At 71.1% G+C, this 17,764-nt stretch carries 16 protein-coding genes; 9 read left to right on the top strand and 7 right to left on the bottom strand.

Going from position 1 to position 17,764, the window contains the following annotated elements; all coding sequences use genetic code 11:
• Positions 1 to 75: 75 nt before the first annotated feature.
• A complete protein-coding gene (locus OM076_RS14710) occupies positions 76 to 1,836 on the bottom strand; it encodes a hypothetical protein (protein WP_270040752.1) in 1,761 nt (586 codons plus the stop codon).
• Positions 1,837 to 1,909: 73 nt separating this feature from the next.
• Here OM076_RS14710 and OM076_RS14705 point away from each other — a divergent pair, with 73 nt between their 5' ends.
• Both OM076_RS14705 and OM076_RS14700 read left to right on the top strand, forming a co-directional pair.
• Positions 1,910 to 3,124 carry a fibronectin type III domain-containing protein gene (locus OM076_RS14705; protein ID WP_270040751.1) on the top strand — a complete coding sequence of 405 codons (1,215 nt, stop codon included), beginning with the start codon at positions 1,910 to 1,912 and terminating at the stop codon, positions 3,122 to 3,124.
• A 64-nt stretch (positions 3,125 to 3,188) separates the two neighbouring features.
• On the top strand, positions 3,189 to 3,782 hold the full coding sequence (locus OM076_RS14700) for a dihydrofolate reductase family protein (protein WP_270040750.1): 594 nt from the start codon (positions 3,189 to 3,191) through the stop codon (positions 3,780 to 3,782).
• A 23-nt stretch (positions 3,783 to 3,805) separates the two neighbouring features.
• Here OM076_RS14700 and OM076_RS14695 read toward each other — a convergent pair whose 3' ends face one another.
• From OM076_RS14695 to OM076_RS14685, 3 genes are all read right to left on the bottom strand, one after another.
• Positions 3,806 to 5,524 carry a calcium-binding protein gene (locus OM076_RS14695; RefSeq protein ID WP_270040749.1) on the bottom strand — a complete coding sequence of 573 codons (1,719 nt, stop codon included), beginning with the start codon at positions 5,522 to 5,524 and terminating at the stop codon, positions 3,806 to 3,808.
• A 339-nt stretch (positions 5,525 to 5,863) separates the two neighbouring features.
• Positions 5,864 to 6,640: a DUF427 domain-containing protein gene (locus OM076_RS14690; RefSeq protein ID WP_270040748.1), complete on the bottom strand. Its 777-nt coding sequence runs from the start codon at positions 6,638 to 6,640 to the stop codon at positions 5,864 to 5,866.
• Positions 6,641 to 6,682: 42 nt separating this feature from the next.
• Positions 6,683 to 7,087, bottom strand: coding sequence for a DUF1801 domain-containing protein (locus tag OM076_RS14685; protein WP_270040747.1), 405 nt, complete (start codon positions 7,085 to 7,087; stop codon positions 6,683 to 6,685).
• Positions 7,088 to 7,159: 72 nt separating this feature from the next.
• Between OM076_RS14685 and OM076_RS14680 the strand changes: the two genes are divergently transcribed.
• Positions 7,160 to 8,074 carry a hypothetical protein gene (locus tag OM076_RS14680; RefSeq protein ID WP_270040746.1) on the top strand — a complete coding sequence of 305 codons (915 nt, stop codon included), beginning with the start codon at positions 7,160 to 7,162 and terminating at the stop codon, positions 8,072 to 8,074.
• Here OM076_RS14680 and OM076_RS14675 read toward each other — a convergent pair.
• Positions 8,071 to 8,535 carry a hypothetical protein gene (locus OM076_RS14675; RefSeq protein ID WP_270040745.1) on the bottom strand — a complete coding sequence of 155 codons (465 nt, stop codon included), beginning with the start codon at positions 8,533 to 8,535 and terminating at the stop codon, positions 8,071 to 8,073. The genes OM076_RS14680 and OM076_RS14675 overlap by 4 nt on opposite strands.
• Positions 8,536 to 8,582: 47 nt before the next feature.
• Between OM076_RS14675 and OM076_RS14670 the strand changes: the two genes are divergently transcribed.
• From OM076_RS14670 to OM076_RS14660, 3 genes are read left to right on the top strand one after another with little or no spacing between them, the layout of a single operon-like run.
• Positions 8,583 to 8,924, top strand: a complete 342-nt coding sequence (locus tag OM076_RS14670) for a DUF427 domain-containing protein (protein WP_270040744.1) — start codon at positions 8,583 to 8,585, stop codon at positions 8,922 to 8,924.
• Positions 8,925 to 8,979: 55 nt separating this feature from the next.
• The gene (locus tag OM076_RS14665) at positions 8,980 to 9,312 is read left to right on the top strand and encodes a cupredoxin domain-containing protein (RefSeq protein ID WP_270040743.1); all 333 of its coding nucleotides are present in this window, start codon (positions 8,980 to 8,982) and stop codon (positions 9,310 to 9,312) included.
• Positions 9,267 to 9,977 carry a YoaK family protein gene (locus OM076_RS14660; protein WP_270040759.1) on the top strand — a complete coding sequence of 237 codons (711 nt, stop codon included), beginning with the start codon at positions 9,267 to 9,269 and terminating at the stop codon, positions 9,975 to 9,977. The genes OM076_RS14665 and OM076_RS14660 overlap by 46 nt, the downstream gene beginning before the upstream one ends.
• On the opposite strand, the gene OM076_RS14655 is transcribed toward OM076_RS14660, so the two are convergent.
• Positions 9,924 to 10,376 (bottom strand): Lrp/AsnC family transcriptional regulator, encoded by a 453-nt coding sequence (locus tag OM076_RS14655; protein WP_270040742.1) that lies wholly within the window; start codon positions 10,374 to 10,376, stop codon positions 9,924 to 9,926. The two genes, OM076_RS14660 and OM076_RS14655, sit on opposite strands and share 54 nt — an antisense overlap.
• Positions 10,377 to 10,446: 70 nt before the next feature.
• On the opposite strand from OM076_RS14655, the gene ald reads away from it, so the two are divergent.
• The gene (gene ald / locus OM076_RS14650) at positions 10,447 to 11,577 is read left to right on the top strand and encodes an alanine dehydrogenase (protein ID WP_270040741.1); all 1,131 of its coding nucleotides are present in this window, start codon (positions 10,447 to 10,449) and stop codon (positions 11,575 to 11,577) included.
• A 342-nt stretch (positions 11,578 to 11,919) separates the two neighbouring features.
• Here ald and OM076_RS14645 read toward each other — a convergent pair whose 3' ends face one another.
• Positions 11,920 to 13,371, bottom strand: coding sequence for an HD-GYP domain-containing protein (locus tag OM076_RS14645; protein ID WP_270040740.1), 1,452 nt, complete (start codon positions 13,369 to 13,371; stop codon positions 11,920 to 11,922).
• 265 nt (positions 13,372 to 13,636) lie between these two features.
• Between OM076_RS14645 and OM076_RS14640 the strand changes: the two genes are divergently transcribed.
• Together OM076_RS14640 and OM076_RS14635 are read left to right on the top strand one after the other, a co-directional pair.
• Entirely contained in the window at positions 13,637 to 14,449 is an 813-nt protein-coding gene (locus tag OM076_RS14640) for a recombinase family protein (RefSeq protein WP_270040739.1), read from the top strand.
• Positions 14,450 to 14,613: 164 nt separating this feature from the next.
• A complete protein-coding gene (locus OM076_RS14635) occupies positions 14,614 to 17,763 on the top strand; it encodes an Agd3-related carbohydrate-binding protein (RefSeq protein ID WP_270040738.1) in 3,150 nt (1,049 codons plus the stop codon).
• Position 17,764 lies beyond the last annotated feature (1 nt).

Genomic DNA, 17,764 nt, shown 5'->3' with positions numbered 1-17,764 from the left:
GTCTGGCGCGATCCTCCTCTCCAGCGGTAGCGATTCCCAGTATGCGAAAGTCTAGGTTTTTAATGGACCAACGCGTCAGCTTGCGACGTGGAGGTGCAGGTGGCGGGGGCGTGAGGCGTTGCCGGCTGCGTCGGTGACGACGACGGTCAGCGTCCAGGCGCCGGCGGAGAGACGCGGCAAGCGCACGCGCTGGGTTCCGGGCCGCACCGCGCGCGAGATGGTGCGCCGCGGGCAGGCCCGGGCCGCGCAGCGGCCGGTCTTGGTCAGCGTGATCGTGGTGCGGCCCGCCTCGTCCGTCGCGAGCGCGAGCGTCGCGGCGCGGCCGGCGTGGACGCGCTTGGGGCTGATCGAGACACGCTCCAGCCGCGGTGCCCGCTCATCACTCTCCGGCGGCGCGGAGGGCTCGATGGTGGGCGGCTCCTGCGGTTCGCTCGTGTCGATCTCCGGCGGAGCCTCGACGACCGGGTCTGAGTCCGGGTAGGGCGCCGGTTCCGGCTCCCCGTCGACGTCGTAGTCGATCGCCCCGAGCACGAACGCGTCGCCTCCCGGACGGCTGTAGAGCGCGAGCGCGTTGCCGCGCGCGTCGCCGCTGACCGCGAGCATCACGGAGCCCGTCTCGCGGAGCGTGACCGGCGCGCCGAGCACGCCGGAGGCATTCGCCACGCGCCCGACGGTCCGCCCCGGGAACGCACCCACGACCCATGCGAACACCGTCGTTCCCGCGCCGGTTCGGGCGGCCTGGAACGTGCTGGCGTCCTCTTCACCGAGTAGCGGCGCGGCCGGCGTCCAGTGATCGTCGCCGCGGGTGGTGATCGCCTTGCCGTCCGCGGAGCGCAACACCACCAGCGGAGCGCCGGCGCCGCCGACGATCCGCTCGGCGATCGCGTCGGTGTCGCTGACGACCTCCGGCGGCTCGGTGCCGGAGGTCGGCCATGTCGCGCCCCACTCGCGATGACGTGCGAGCGGCGTCACGGTGAACGACTCGAGCGCGACCACGGAGTACACGGCGGTGTCGGCGCCGGCGGCGTCGGCGGCCAGCAGCGGCGAACCGACGATGATCTGTCCTGCCGCCAGGTGGCAGATGTCCGGCGTGCCCTCGCCGGTGGCGTCGAAGGCGTCCAGCCGCCTCGGCGGGAGGTTGGCGCCCTGCGCAGGCACGTCGACGGCGAGCACCGCCGTCCGCACCGCGCAGCCCGCACCCGCCTCGGTGGCGCCGCGCTCGACGTAGATGACGTGTGCGCTTCCCGCCGTCGGCGCGACGAGCGCTGGGAAGAGGTCTCGCGCGCCTGCCCTCGGGGCAGGGAACGACGCCCGCGTGCCGGCGTGTCCGGCGGTCATCCGGAACACCGCGAGGCCGGTCGCGTCCTCGGGGGACTGCGCGGCCACCCACAGCGCGCCGTCCGGCCCGATCGCGGCCTGCCCAGGCCCGGCGCCGGCGGGGCTGATCGGCTCGGGGTCCGTCCAGTACGCACCCGGCGCTCGCATTGACGCGTACCGGGCCCCGCCGGCGTCGAACAGCACGGCGGCCGTCCCGTCCGCGCCCATCAGCAGCTGCAGGTTCGGCCGCGCTGGCGGCTCGACCGTGACCGGCGGGAGGGTGATCGTCGCGCCGACCGGCCCGCCGGGCGGCCGCTCGCGCACCTCCAGCGCGCCGTCGGGGGCGAAGCGCGCGAACACGGCGCGCCCGTCCGGCGCCAGCACGGCACTCGCGTCCAGCTCACGCGCTGGGACGTCGCCGAAGGGCAGGGTTTCGCCGCTCCAGCGCGGCGCGGCGTGGGCGGGGCTCGCGGCAACGAGCACCGCAGCGAGCGCGAGAAGGAGGGGAGGACGGCGCATTGCCCCCAGCGTGCGCGCTGCGCGAGCGTTCGACAATCGGTGACGGGCCCTGAGGTTTGGCTACAAAGGGGCCATGCGGACTCTCTTCGCCGTCCTCGGGGCGGTCCTGCTCTTCGCCGCGCCCGCCGACGCCGCCCAGCTGCGCAGCGTCACCAAGCTCAAGGCGACGGCCGCCGGAGCCGGCGTGCGCCTGACGTGGAAGGACCGGGCGAGCGGGGAGACGCGCTACGAGGTCCGCCGGGCCGGGCTCCACGCACGCATGGCGCGCAATGCGACCCACTACACCGACCGCAAGGCGAAGCTCGGCAAGGCGTACCGCTACAGCGTCCGGCCGTGCCGCGCGGGCCGCTGCGCCGCCGCCCGCACGGTGCGCTTCAAACTGCTCGTCTCCAAGCGCGTCCCGCCACAGCCGCAATCGCCGGCTCCCACACCGCCCGGCGACGCGTTCGCCGGCAGCCCGCTGATCGGCGACTGCCCGGTCTTCCCGAAGGACAACGCGTGGAACAGCGACGTCTCGAGCGCGCCGGTCGACACCTCCCACGACTACATCGGCGCGCTCGGCTCGATGGTCCTGTGGCCCGACTTCGGCGGCGACGGCGAGTACGGCATCCCGTACGTCAGCGTGCCGTTCGCACAGCCGCTCGTCCCGATCAGCTTCGAGGTCGCCGACGAGTCCGATCCCGGCCCGTACCCGGTCCCGCCCGACGCGCCGGTCGAGGGTGGCGGCGACCGCCACGTGCTCACGGTGCGCCAGGGCGACTGCAAGCTCTTCGAGCTCTACGGCGCCGAGCGCTCCGGGCAGGGCTGGAACGCCTACAGCGGCGCGGTCTGGGACCTGAAGTCGGGTGCGCTGCGGCCGGAGCGCTGGACCTCCGCGGACGCGGCGGGCCTGCCGATCCTCCCCGGCCTCGCCCGCCACGACGAGGTCGCCGCGGGCGCGATCAACCACGCGCTGCGGATCACCATCCCGACCACGCAGAAGGCCTACATCCACCCGGCGACGCACTGGGCGTCGTCGAACACCGATCCCGACCAGCCGCCGATGGGGCTGCGCGTGCGGCTGAAGGCGAGCTACGACATCAGCGCCTTGCGCGGGCAGGCGAAGGTCGTCGCGCAGGCGCTGAAGACCTACGGCGCGCTCGTCGCCGACAACGCCGGCTCACCGCGCGTGTACGTCTCGGGCGCCAACGACCCCGGCTGGAAGGACGACGAGCTCAACGGCATCAAGCAGATCCCGGCGAGCGCGCTCGAGGCGGTCGTGACCAACCCGGTCGTGCGCGGCTACTGAGCGCCGGGGTGCCAACTCGGAGTACGGTGTCGATTCCGGTACGCGGCCGTTCGTTCGCGTAGACATGCAGATCATCCTTCCCGCATTCATCTCCCTCGACGGCGTCGTCCAGGCTCCGGGCGGCCCGGAGGAGGACACCGACGGCGGCTTCGCGCACGGCGGCTGGTCGATGAAGTACTTCGACCCGGAGGTCATGGGCGGGGCCTTCGACGACGTCATGTCGCGCACGGAAGCGATGCTCTTCGGCCGCCGCACGTGGCAGGTGGCCGCCTCTGCCTGGCCGGAGCGCGGCGGGGACCCGTTCTCGGACCGGATCAACACGATCACCAAGTACGTCGCCTCGCGCACGCTCTCGCAAGCCGACCTCACCTGGACCGGCTCGACGCTGCTGCCCGCCGGCGACGCGATCGGCGCCATCCGCGAGCTGCGCGCACGCGACGGCGGCGCCCTGCAGGTCCTCGGCAGCGCCTCGCTCGCCGAGCAGCTGGTCGCCGACGACCTCGTCGACGAGTTCGTGCTGATGATCGCGCCGATCCTGCTCGGCGGCGGCAAGCGCATCTTCCCAGCCGACGGCGCGGCACGGCCGCTCGAGCTCGTCTCCAGCCGGACGGCGAGCAGCGGGGCGATGGTGTGCACCTACCGGCCGGCCACGTCGTAGCCGGCCGGTAGGGACCGCGTCGTTTAGACGGACGCGGCCGCGCGCTGCAGCTGCGCCGGGGAGATGCGCGGCAGCTTGATCTGCTTGCCGTCGAGCTTCAGCACGGCCTTGCCGTTGACCGTGCGGGCGTGCGACTTCAGCCACTTCGAGCCGACCGCGCTCGCCGACTTCACCGAGTTGGCGGCGAAGCTGTCGAGGACGACGTTGTCGCCCGGGCCGCCGTCGAGCACGTCCTGGCCCGGGCCGCCGATCAGCACGTCGTCGCCGTTGCCGCCGAGCAGGGTGTCGTTGCCGTTGCCGCCGAGCAGCACGTCGTCGCCGTCGCCACCCGCCTCGGTCAGCAGGATCGCGTTGGCCGCGAGGCCGGAGGCGTCGACGACGTCGTCGCCGTTGAGCGCGTTGACCGTCAGGCGGTCGCTGGCGGCGTTCGCGCCGGTGACGTTCACGCGGGCGGCGAGGCCGAGCACCTGCGCGCTGCCGGCGCTGCCGGCGACCGTCGCGACGTCATCGCCGTTGGTGGCGTTGACGATCACGTTGTCGGCCGCGCCGTCGTCGCCGCCGCCACTGGCCGCCAGCGCCTCGGTGACGTTGACCATGTCAGTGCCGGAGAGGTCGTTGACGGTGAGGGTGTCGGCGCCGCCGAGGGCGTTGACCACGGTCGACTCGACGTCGTTGAGGTCCATGACGATGTTGGCGACGTCACGGGTGAAGCGCACGCGCCCGCCGTTGGCGGAGGCCTCCATGCGCTCGTTGATGTTGGCGCCGTTGAACAGCATCGTGTCGGTGCCGTCCTGGCCCTCGATGGTGTCGCTGCCGTCACCTGGATCCCACTGGAACGTGTCATCGCCCGCGCCCATGAACGCGGTGTCGTTGCCCTGGTTGCCGTCGATGAAGTCATCGCCGTCGCCGCCGAGCAGGAAGTCGACGCCGTTGCCGCCGAGCAGCCGGTCGTTGCCCGTCCCGCCGTCGATCGTCATCGAGATCAGCGCGGCGAGGTTGCCGGTCGCGGAGAAGGTGTCGTCGCCGCCGTTGGCGTTGAGCGTCAGCTTCTCGGAGGTGCCGATGTCGATCGAGAACGGCGCGGGGGTGACGCGGTCGAAGCGCACGCGGGTGCCGTTGGCCGTGGTCGTGAACTGCTCGGCGCCGTTGCCGCCGTTGACCTCGACGGTGTCGGTGCCGCCGGCGCCCTCGTTGAGGTCGGTGTCGTCGCCCGGGTTCCAGATCATGCGGTCGTCGCCGCCCTGGCCGAAGGCTTGGTCGTCGGCGTCGCCGCCGGTCAGCGTGTCGTTGTCGGCGCCGCCGAAGAGCAGGTCGTTGCCGCCCTTGCCGAGCAGCGTGTCGTTGCCGGACTCGCCGAAGAGCTGGTCGTTGCCCGAGCCGCCGGTGAGGACGTCGTTGCCCGCGCCGCCGAACAGGTTCGTAGCGGGCAGCGCGCCGTTGACCTCGCTGATCGTGACGACGTCGTTGCCACCAAGGCCGAAGACGCGGATCAGCGTGGTGTTGGCGACCGTCGGCGTGCCACCGATCACGGCGACGGCGCCGCCGTTGATGAGGATCCGGCCGGCCGCGTCGCGGCTCACCGTCATGTTGTTGTCGAGCGCGTCGCCCGTCACCGACAGGGTGCCGGCATTGAACGTCGCGGTGACCGCGGCGCTCGCGGGAACCGTCGTGGCGGCGAGTGCTCCGGCGGCGAGTGCGCCCCCGGCGAGCAGTCGCCAGAGGGTGGGACGTCCTGGGTTCATTCGTATCTCCTGAGAGGGTTCAGCCTCCTTTGACGCCACGCACGTCGCTTGCATTCCACTCGCGACGCGGACGGTCACGATCCGCGGTGGGCGAACATCTCCAAAAGCGATGGACACACGAGATCCCGAGGCCTTCCGGGACCTGTATCGCGAGCACCACCCGACGGTGCGGCGCTTTCTCGCCGCCCGGGCGCCCGTGGTGCGCGTTTGCCGGTCTGAGCGTGTGCTCGGTCAGGTTCGCGCTCGCGACGCGAGCGTCGAGTTTCTCGCGCTCTGCTCACGAAAGTCGACGCTCGCTCACCGTCCCTCCTCGCCGGAGCAGTTGACTTTCGCCCCTCTTCAGACGCCGAACTCGTCGCGCAGCGCCGCGGAGATCGGGCCGCCGGGACGGTCGCGGCGCTCGCCGTCCAGGAACACATCGACCTGCTCGTCCCAGAACGCGACGAGGCCGGTGATCGCGACCGCGTCGTCCAGCGGCTGTTCGTAGCTCCACGCGACGTGCTCGCGCTCGCCGAGCGACCAGTACGACGCGTGACCCTTGTAGGGGCAATACGTTCGCTCGCGCGTTCCCGGGCGCAGGTCGCCGCGGATGTCCTCGCGCGGGAAGTAGAAGCGCAGCGGCAGGTTGGTCTCGAACAGCAGCCGCGCGCGGGTCGTCTCGGCGACGAGGACGCCGTCGAGCTCGACCCGGACCGGGCGGGAGCTCTGGCGGACGTCGACGCGGTGGTACGGGTCGCGGGGATGGCCGAAGATCCGCTCGTCCTCCTCGTACCACTCGTCGAAGGCGGCGAAGTCGAGCACCACGTAGCCCGGGAGGTCCTCGAGCCTGAACCCGGCGCCGGCGCGCTCTGCGATCGTCACCGGCTCACCCGCGGCGGTGTGGACGGCGAACGGGATGCCGGGATGGAGGACGCCGTCGACGTGGGCGGCCTCGCGCGGCCAGGGCGTGGGCGTGGGACGGATCGTCTCCTCCGGCACCGCGTAGGACGGAACGACGCGACGCGGCTCCCAGACGAGGAGGGCGTGCGTGGTGTCGATGATGGTGCCCACACGCACGCGCTTCTCGACCGGCTCGTAGCGCAGCTCGAGACGCGCCTGCCCGAGCAGGTCTCGCATCCGTGTGCTCATACGCAGAGCAGAACGCTACGCCCGTCCGGCCTATTCCCCGGCGCGCTGCTTGATCGCCCGCCAGCCACCGGCGCGGTTGTTGGCGATGATCTGGCCGATCATCGCGCTGAAGGCGGGGGCGTTGATCGTCTCGTCGCGATAGACGGCCATCGTGCGCGCCGTCTGGTTGTCGTGGCCGCCGGTGATGATCCCGTCTGGGTCGGGGACGATCGCGCCGTCGTAGAGGAACACGTTGACGTGATCCTTGGTGGCCAGCAGCGCGCACACGTTGCCCTGCAGCACGAAGTAGGGCTGGCGGGTGCGCTTGATCGTCTCGACCAGTTCCGGGTCGACGGCGTGGACCAGGGCGCGCACCTCGTGGCAGATGGCCTGCTGCCATTCCGGCAGCGCGTCGATGTAGGCATCCACGCGGGGATCGGCTTCGAAGGACGGCATCAGCTTGAGTGTGGTGAAGTTCACCCCGAAGGGTGGCGCGGATCGCGCGATCGTCTGCGATGGTCGAACGTGATGATGAAGCGAATCGCATTGCCGCTACTGATCACGAGCGCCGTCGCACTCGCCGCGTGCGGCGCCGAGGACTCGACGACCGGCGGCGGTGGCGGTGGCGGGTCGTCCGCGAACGCGCCCACCCCGGCCGCGATGCTGACCAACGCGATCACCGCGACCACCGGTCAGAAGTCCGCCGCGTTCCAGGTCACCGCGTCGGTCGCCGGTTCATCCGACGACCCGCAGATCAAGCCGTTCCTCGAGAAGCCGATCAAGCTCGACATCTCGGGCAAGGGCGGCGCGAACGCCATCGACATCGCCGGCAAGGCCAACGTCGCCGGGCAGGACTACCAGATGGGCATCCGTGCGGATGATCAGCAGAGCTTCATCCAGTTCATGAACACGTGGTACGGCCCGGACAAGGGCATCAAGGACACGACGTCGAGCACCGCGACCGACCCGGCCGAGCTCAAGCAGGCGCTGCTGAAGCTGCGCCAGTACGGCAACGACGTCCTCAAGGGCGAGGTCACCGAGGGCGACGAGGTCGACGGGCAGAAGACCTGGCAGTTCGACGGCACGCTGAACCCGGACGGCATCGTCAAGGTCGCGGCGGCTGAAGGCCAGCCGATGAGCGCCGACGACCAGGCCGGGCTGCGCGCGATCGCCCCGCTGGTCAAGCTCAGGTTCGCGACCGGCCAGAAAGACGGGCTGCTCTACCTGCTCGGCATCGACTTCAAGCTCTCCGAAGCCCAGATCAAGCTGCTCAACGGCGCGGCCGGCAGCTCGCAGGTGCCGCTGAACTCGCTGGCCGTGAGCATGACGATCAAGCTCTCCGACTACGGCACGCCGGTGACGATCCAGGCCCCGCCGAACCCGCAGCCGACGAAGGCGCTCGGCGGCGCGCTGCTCGGCGCGATGTTCTCGATGACCGGCTAGCGCTCGGGCTGGTAGGACGGCAGCAGCTCGTCCAGCGTCAGCGCGGCGTTGCGGATGGCCTCGGCGGCGGTGTACGCCTCGCCGAGGCCGCCGTTCTCGGCGGCCTCCTGCACGGCGGCCGCGATCGAGAGCAGTGAAGCCTGAAGGCCGGTGACGGCGAGGCCGGCGGCGGCGATCTGGACGTCGCCCGCGGTCGTGGAGTCCAGTTCCTGCGCCAGCCAGGCGATCTCGCCGGTCGCCACGGCCGCGCCGACGGCGAGCCGGCTGACGTGCTGGGCGACGTCGTGTTCCGCTCCCGCTGCTTCCGCGCGGGCGGCCTCGATGGCCGAGTCGACCGCGAGCGTCGTGGTCTGGTTCGCGAGCGCCACGATCGAAGACACGAGCGAGGCGACGTGGTCGGTATCGGAGCTGAAGCGGGGCACATCCCGGATATCGGCCGGCACGTTCAAGCGGAAGTTCAACCCCGCTCAAGAAATGGTCAAGAAGCTGTGTGCGCAACCATGTAGGTATGGCCGCAACCGGACACCGCATCTCCACCCACCCGACCGAGCAGAAGGTCCGCGTCGAATTCGACGGGGAAGTGCTCGCCGAGTCGACGCGCGCGATCGCCCTGGAGGAGACCGGACTCCCGACCCGCTACTACCTCCCGCGCGAGGACGTCCGCATGGATCTGCTCACGCCGACCGACACGACGTCGCACTGCCCGTACAAGGGCGACGCGTCGTACTACTCGTCGCCCACCGTCAAGGACGCGTTCTGGGTCTACGAGGCTCCCTCGGAGGAGGACGCGAAGCCGATCGCGGGGCTGCTCGCGCCGTGGCCTGGGCGCGTCGAGGTGATCGTGGAATAGAGCGGGCGGGCTCCGCGTCGTGGTTGGTGAGTTGAGCCAATCCGAAGGAGTCCCCATGCTGCGCAAGCTGTCCGCCGCGGTCGTCGCCGCTTCACTCGCCACGGCCGTCGCGGTGGTGCCGGCTCAAGCCGGGTCGGCGAAGACGGTCTCGGTGAAGAACAACGCGTTCTCGCCGACGTCGGTCTCGATCAAGAAGGGCGGGAAGGTGACGTGGAAGTGGACGCAGGGCGGCGTCCCCCACAACGTCACGCCCGCCAGCGGCGCGGCCGGTTCGGCGACGTCGTCGAAGAAGGGCTTCACCTTCACCAAGACCTTCTCGAAGGCCGGTACCTTCAAGTACGTCTGCACGATCCACTCGTCCATGAAGATGACGGTGAAGGTCAGCTAGCGCTCCGCTCCCTCCCGGCGCTCCTGGTCGCCCTGACGGTCGTAACCGGCCTGGTCGACGCGGTCAGCTACATCGCCCTCGGCCGCGTCTTCGTGGCCAACATGACGGGCAACGTCGTGCTCCTCGGCTTCGCCGTCGCGGGGGAGAGCGGACTGTCGATCGCGGCCTCGCTGACCGCGATCGCCGCGTTTGGAGCCGGCGCCGCGGCGGGTGGCGCGCTCGGCCGCCGGATCGCCGATCGTGGCGCGCTGCTCGCGGCCGGCGCGACGGGTTCCGCCGTGCTGCTCGCTCTCGCGTGTGCGGGCGCGTTCCTCGCCGGCGACCCCGTCGACGGAGACTGGCGCTACGTCCTGATCGTGACGATGGCGCTGGCGCTGGGTGGGCAGAACGCCGTCGCGCGCAAGCTCGCGGTGCCGGACCTCACCACCACCGTGCTCACCTTGACGCTCACCGGGCTGGCGGCGGATGGCGTTCGCGCCTTCAAGCCGCGCCGGTTGGTCGCCGTCGCGGCGATGTTCGCGGGCGCGCTCGTGGGCGCGCTGCTGACGCTCGGCCCCGGACCCGCCTGGGCGCTGCTGCTCGCGCTGGCGGTGACGGCGGGCGTCGCGGCGTCAGCCGATCGGATGCGAGCTCGTCGCGGCGCGCAGGACGATCCGCGTCTCTGAGGCCGCGGCGCCCTGGCGCCGGATCGCGCGGACGGTCTGGTCGAGATCCTCCGCGCCGTGGCACGCCACCCGCACGTGGTAGTCGAAGCGGCCCGTCACGAACGCGACCTCCTGCACCGCCGGCAGGCCGAGCACGAAGGCCTCGAACGCCTCGCTCGTCGTGGAGGGGAGGAGGCGGACGTCGATGAACGCGTCGAGTGAGCGGCCGACGTTGGCCAGCGCGACGGTGGCGGTGAAGCCGGTGATGACGCCGGTGCGCCGCAGGCGGCGGACGCGGTCGGCGGCGCCGTGCGGGCTCAGACCCACCTCCTTGCCGAGCTCGGCGAACGAGACTCTTCCGTTTCGGAGCAGCGCGTTGACGATCTGGAAGTCGACAGCGTCCAGCCCTGTGGTTTCCACAGTTCAACTGTACAGAGCCGGTCGATCCGGGCACGATCACTGGGCAACCTTGACCAGGAGAGAGAACCTGATGCGTATCGGCGTCCCGACGGAGATCAAGACCGACGAGTACCGCGTGGCGTTGACGCCCGCGGGTGTCCGCGAGCTGGTCGACCACGGGCACGAGGTGCTCATCCAGGCGGGCGCCGGCAAGGGCTCCGCGATTCCAGACGCCGAGTACGTCGAGCAGGGCGCGGAGATCGTCGCCGACGCCGAGGCCGTCTTCGCCGGCGCCGAGCTGATCGTCAAGGTCAAGGAGCCGCAGCCGAGCGAGGTCGCGCTGCTGCAGCCGCACCACATCCTCTTCACCTACCTGCACCTCGCGCCCGACTCCGAGCTCACGCAGGGCCTGATCGACTCCGGCGCGACCTGCATCGCCTACGAGACCGTCACCGACCCGCGCGGCCGGCTGCCGCTGCTGGCGCCGATGAGCGAGGTCGCGGGCAAGATCGCGACGCAGGCGGGCGCGTTCATGCTCGAGAAGCCGCTCGGCGGCCGTGGCCTGCTGCTCGGCGGCGTGCCCGGTGTCGCTCCCGGCAAGGTGATGATCATCGGCGGCGGCGTGGTCGGCCTGACCGCGGCCGAGGTCGCGATCGGCATGGGCGCCGAGACCTACATCTTCGACCGCAACATCGACCGCCTGCGCGAGCTCGACTTCCTCCTCAACAACCGCGCGTCGACCGTCTTCTCCACGACGTTGAACGTCGAGCGGATGCTCAGCGAGGCCGATCTCGTCATCGGCGCGGTGCTCGTGCACGGCGCGAAGGCGCCGCACGTCATCAAGCGCGAGCAGTTGAAGCTGATGAAGGAGAACGCGGTGCTGGTCGACGTCTCGATCGATCAGGGCGGGTGCTTTGAGACGTCCCGCGCGACGACGCACACCGACCCGACCTACGAGGTCGACGGCGTGACGCACTACTGCGTGGCCAACATGCCCGGCGCGGTGCCGATCACGTCGACCTTCGCGCTGACCAACGCGACGATGCCGTACGTGGTCAAGCTTGCGACTGAGGGTGTCGAGGGCGCTCTGCAGGCCGACCCGGGCTTCCTCGCGGGGCTCAACGTCGCCGCAGGCAAGGTGACCTACGAGCCCGTCGCCCGTGACCAGGGCCGCGAGTACACGGCGCCGCTCGAGGCGCTGGGCGCAGCGCTCGTCGCCTAAGGGACGAAAGTCAACTGCGCCGGGTGGGAGAGGGGGGAGTGGTGCGCCCTCCGTTGCTGGCTGCCGTGAGTCCGCTGCTCGGCGCGGCTCTGTTGGCTCGAATTGCCGTGCCGGGACACCGACAGTTACGGGCTACGGAGAAGGAAAGTGTGTCCCTCGCGCCCATCTCTCCGTCGCCGTGGTCGACCGTGCGCGTTTGAGGGCCCGTGCGCGGGTCTTGATCAGGTTCGCGCTCGCGACGCGAGCGTCGAGTTTCTCGCGCTCTGGTCACGAAAGTCGACGCTCGCTCACCATCCCACGTGTGAGAACGCGCTTTCTGGCTCCCCCCGGCGCAGTTGACTTTCAGGCCGTGCGAGGAACGCGCGGACGAAGCGGCGTTTCGGCCGGGGCCGACAGGCTCGCCCGCCACGTAACCGCGTCCTGCTCCGGCGCCACAACCGCCTTCAAAGCCCTCACGCAGAGCGCGTCGAACGCGCTCCCCGTGTCCTCGTCCAACAGTGCGAGCGCCCGCTCGATCGGCCACGCCTCGCGGTAGACGCGGTCGGCGGTCAGCGCGTCGTAGACGTCGGCGACGGTGAGGATGCGCACCTCGAGGTCGAGCTTGCCTGCCTTGGCCCGGTTCGGGTAGCCGCGGCCGTCCAGGCGCTCGTGGTGGCTTTCGACGAGGTCGAGCACCAGTTCGGGGAACCCGCCGAGCTCGGAGAGCAGTTCGCGCCCTGTGACCGGATGGCCCTTGATGATCGCGAACTCGTCGTCGGTCAGCTTGCCGGGCTTGTTGAGGATCGCGTCCGGGACGGCCAGCTTGCCCATGTCGTGCAGGAGGCCGCCGAGAGCGAGCAGGCGCAGGCGCGAGGCGGGCAGCTGGAGGTGCTCGCCGATCTGCACGGCGAGCGTGGCGACGCGGCGGGTGTGGCCCTCGGTGGAGCGGTCCTTCTCAGCCAGGCGCACGAGCAGCGCGTGGACGCGCCCGCCGAGGAAGCCTTCCTCGTCGGCGACGATGTCCTCGGCGCGCAGGTCGCCCATCAACGGCCGCGAGGCGGTCGAGTGGCGCAGGTCGAGCGCCGCGGGGATGCCGACGAGGCCGAGCCCCGCCACCTCGAACGCGTGCGCCACCCACCAGATCAGGTCCATCATGTCCGAGTTCAGCAGGCCGTACTCGGCGCCGATCAGGAAGACGACGCCGCTCGCCACGAGCAGGTCGGACGTGCGCCGGGTCAGCAGGAATGTGCGCGACGCCCGGTACGCGAGCACCGCCAGCAGCGGTGCCGCCGCGAGGAAGACGAGCTGCGCCGCCAGCGTCTCGTACTCCGGAACGGCCGGGATGATCGCGGGGAACAGCAGCCCGAGCGTGCCGATCGCCACCAGCACGACGAGCACCACGACCTGCACCCACAGCACCGCCGCGGCACTGCGCGGGCGGCGCAGGGCCGGGAGCGCCGACGCGGCGAGGATCGACCCGCCGAGCGGGAGATTGAGCGCGCCCGCCGCCTGCACGAGCCCGTTGTCGCCGATCAGCACGCCGGGTGTCGCGAGCGCGTGGAACACGAGCAGCACCGACATCACCGAGAACGCGAACCCGAGCAGCACGGCGCGGCCGTCGTTGAGCCGGACCGCGATCACGGACATCGCGACCGCGGCCGCGCCGGCGACCAGCCCGGCGGTGGCGACGGCGACCATGTGCACCACCGGCGGCACATGGAGCATCACGCCGGCACTCAGCGCGTAAGCGAGGACGACGACGAGCGCGGCCGGCGCGAGGATCGCGCCGACCGGGAGGGTCCGGCGAAGAGGCATACACCGGGTGATCGGAGCGTGGCGGCGCTACTTGAGCGACGACTCGGGGCTGCGGTCCCGCGAGAAACGCTGGAGCGCACCGCCTCGGCAGCCGGATCGCGGGTCAGGCCTCTCGCCTGCTCCCGCACCATGCGCGGTCGGCGCTTACGCCAGGCCCGCCCATCGCCTCAGAAGTCAGCGTCATGACATTCCGGTTATCCGCTGATCCAACCGCTGCGCAGTCCGCTGCGTACAAGCCGGACGAACCTCCCCGAAGGGCCCCGCCGTGAGAACTGAACGAGATGGAGCGGTTCCCAGGCGCCGAGCGTGGCGCGAGTCGGTTCGCCGGCTGCTGTCCCTCCAACCGCCGCCCGCGCCGCCGACTCCCCCGACCGCCGTAGCGAGCGATGGGCGGCGCGCGCTCGGCTACTTCCTGCACGCGCGCGGCATCGCGCCGGTCGAGCTCGCCGAGCGGATCGAGGACCTTCACACCTGGTGCTGCGCCACCGACCTCGCCCTCCTGGACGTGGTGCACGACGTCGCCGGCGAGCAGCGTGCCCGGCCGTCGCTGCAGTGGGCGCTCGCGCAGATCGCCGAGCGCAAGGCGGACACGCTGGTGGTCGCGCGGCTGAGCGACCTCTCTCCCAGCGCCGTGACGCTCTCGCCGCTGCTGCGCTGGTTCATGGACGGCGGCCGCGTGCTGATCGCGCTCGATCTCGGGCTCGACACGTCGACGCCCGAGGGACGGCTCGCCGCCGAGGCGGTTGCGGGCGTGGGGAGCCGTGAGCGAGAGCGGATCTCTGTCGGCACCCGCCACGGGATGGCGGCGGCGCGCTCGCGCGGGCAGCGCCAAGGGCGGATCGCGGTGGCGGACGTGCCCGAGCTCTATGCGCGCATCTCCCGCATGCGCGAGGACGGCATGACGCTCCAAGCAATTGCGGATGTCTTGAACGAGGAAGGCGTTCCGACCATGCGCGGGGGTGCCATGTGGCGACCGTCGAGCGTCCAGCGGGCGGCGGGCTACCGCCGTCCGCCGAGCTACAGCGGCATCTCGCTGCCGGGGCCGAGGTCAGGATTCGAGCACGGCGGCGGCGCGTAAACGCCTCGGTATTGCGTATGTACGCAAGGGGTCAGGAGTGGAAGGCCAAGACCCCTTGTAACGACCCGCTCAGCACTTCAAGAATGACGGTAGGGCGATGCCCGGAGGCCTAGGCAGAGGCCGCCGGTGAACAGCGCCGGGACGGAACGCGGAGCGGAGGAAGCATGCGGCAATGGCCACGGACGGAACGGCTGCGGAACATGGGCGTCGCGGTGATCGCGATCGTCGCGCTCGCCGTGCCGGTGGCGCTCGCGGCGCCGCCGGTGCAGGTCGCCCCCGGGCAGACGGTCGACCTGAAGGTGCTGCTGATCTCCGCGGACGGGAGCGAGCCGGGCTTCGGCGCCTGGAAGGCGGAGCTCGATCGCGAAGGCGTGCCCTACGACACGCTGCAGGCGTACACGGGCCAGACGAAGACCGCGACGCTGACCGACGCGCGCCTCGCCGACTACGGCGCTGACCACGCGCGCTATCAGGCCGTGATCCTCGCCTCGGGCGACCTCGGCCACAACGTCACCAACCCCGGCGGCACGATCAGCTACCTGTCGGCCTTCACCGATGCCGAGTGGGCGATGCTCGCGAAGTTCGAGCGCACCTTCGGCATCCGCCGCCTGAGCGACTACACGGCGCCCGGCCCCGCGCACGGGCTCAACACCGTCGGCGGCACCTCGCAGGACGGCGTCATGGCCAACCTGACCCCCGCCGGCAAGGCCGCGTTCCCGTACCTGAAGGGACCGGTGCAGATCGCCAACGACGATCCGATGGTCCCCGAGACCTTCGGCTACCCGGCTACGCCGGTGAACACCGCCGACTGGCAGACGCTGCTGTCGGGGCCCACCAACAACACCGCGTTCCTCGGGATCTACACCCACCCCGACGACGGCCGCGAGGAGATGGTGATGACCGTCGCCTCCAACCAGTTCCAGAGCCACAACCAGCTGCTCCGGCACGGGATGCTCAACTGGGTCACGCGCGGCGTCTTCCTCGGCTACCAGCGCAACTACCTCGAGGTGCAGGTCGACGACCTCTTCCTCGGCGACGACGCCTGGGACCCGGCGACCCACACCACCAACTACGACCCGGGCGCGGCGATCCGGATGACGCCCGCCGACGTCGACCAGGCGATGGCCTGGAGCCAGGCCCACGGGCTGCGGCTGGACTTCGCGTTCAACGGCGGCGGTAGCGAGCTCTACAAGGAGCAGTTCAGCACCAACACCGACCCGCTGGCGGTCAAGTTCGCGCAGCCGAGCGTCAACTCGGCCTTCGGCTTCATCAACCACACCTACGAGCACCCGAACCTCGACTGCTCGTCGACCCGGTACATCGCCCGCCAGGTCACGACCAACCTGACCTGGGCCCGCAGCCACGGCATCCCCGTGACGAGCGAGGCGGAGCTGGTGACCGGTGAGCACTCCGGGCTGGCGAACACCCGCCCGGGCAATCCTGGGACGATCGACCCGCCCGCGTTCGGTGAGGTCACCCCGGCGGCCGGCGGCTTGATCGGAGCCGGCGTCTACGACTACGCGCTGACCGCGAAGTCCAGTGCCGGCGAGACCACGGCCTCGATCACGCCCAACGTCACGGTCGCGGCCAACGGCAAGGTCACGGCGACGTTCAACGCGGTCTGCCACGCCATCGCCTACACGCTCTACCGCAGCCCGGCGGGCACGAACGCGTGGGCGGTCGTGGCGAGCAGCACCCGCGGCGCCACCGACCCCACCGACGACGGCCAGAACCCGATCGAGCTCAGCCTCACCGACAGCGTCGCCGCGGGCACGGCGGGCACGCCGCCCACAAGCAACGGGGCCGCGCTTGCGCCCTATGCCCAGAACCCGAACTTCGCCACCGCCATGACCGCGGCGGGGATCCTGTTCGACGCCTCCGACGCGTCGAAGGACTACCCGTCGGACCCGACGGTGCTGACCAGCCCACCGATCCCGGCCGGCGGGACGTTCTTCGAGGGCGCCGTGCAGGCGGTGCCGCGCTACCCGAGCAACGTCTATTACAACGTCTCCAAGCAGGCCCAGCAGCTCGACGAATACAACTGGATCTACACCAAGCCGGCGGGTGGGGGCAACTGCACGGACATCCCCCTCGTCACCACGTGCCGCGACACCAAGGCCACGTGGGCGCAGTACGTGGCGAGCGAGAACTCGGTGATGTTCCGCCACGTCGTGGGCAACGACCCGCGCCCGCACTACATCCACCAGAGCAACCTCGCCGGCTACACGCTCGGCCTCCCGGAGACCGATCCCGCCCAGGGCGGCATCGCCTACCCCGTGTTCGGCGGCCTGCTGGCCCGCTATGAGGCGGCGTTCGACCGGACCAGCACGAAGCTGGTGCAGCTCTCCCACTCGGAGATCGGGAAGACGCTCGCACAGCAGGGCGCGTGGGCGGCGACCCGCGCCGCGGGCACCGTGACCGCCTCGCTCGTGGACGGCAAGGTCCACGTCAAGAACACCGGCGTGGCGCCGGCCGACGTGCCGCTCACGGGCACCACCCAGGGCGAGCTCTACGGCGGGCAGACGTCAGGCTGGATCACGCTCGCCCCGGGCGCCGAGCAGGTGCTCGCGCCCAGCGATCCGGCCAACACCGCGGCGCCGTCCGTGACCGGCACCGCGCGGGCCGGGGAGACGCTCACCGCGACGAAGGGCACGTGGGCGGGCACGGCCACGATCGCCTACGACTACCGCTGGCAGCGCTGCGACGACAAGGGCGCGAAGTGCAAGACGATCGCCACCGGCCCGAGCTACAAGCTCGACGCCGCCGACGCGGGGTCGACGGTGCGGGTCGTCGTGCTCGCCGGCAACTGGATCTCGTCGGTCAGTCAGGCCGCCTCCGCGGTCACCGGCGTCGTCAAGGACGCGCCCAAGGCCGAGACCCACGTCGAGGCCGGGCCCAACCCGCAGGCAGGCGGTGGCGGCTCCGGCAACGGCTCGGACTCGAAGCCCGCCGCGCGCACCACGAAGCTCACGCTGAGCAAGCTCAAGATGGCCCCGCGCCGCTTCCCGGTCGCCCACAAGACGCCGCCTCGCGGCACCCGTCTCGACGGCTCGCGCGTCACCTTCAAGGTCTCTACCAGCGCCTCCGTCCGGCTGGTCGTGCAGCGCCGGACGACCGGCCGCCACAAGCGCTGGGTCGCGGCCGGCACCATCACCCGCACCGTCAAGGCCGGCAACGTCGAGGTGCGCTTCACCGGGCGCTTCGGCAAGCGCCTGCTCAAGCCCAGCTCGTACCGGCTCGTCGTCACCGCGCACCGGTCCGGGCAAGCCAGGACGAAGGCCAAGACCGTCAGCTTCCGCGTGGTCAAGGGCTGAT

It is taken from the genome of Solirubrobacter ginsenosidimutans (assembly GCF_027587205.1).
This window is presented reverse-complemented; position numbering and strand designations above follow the sequence as displayed.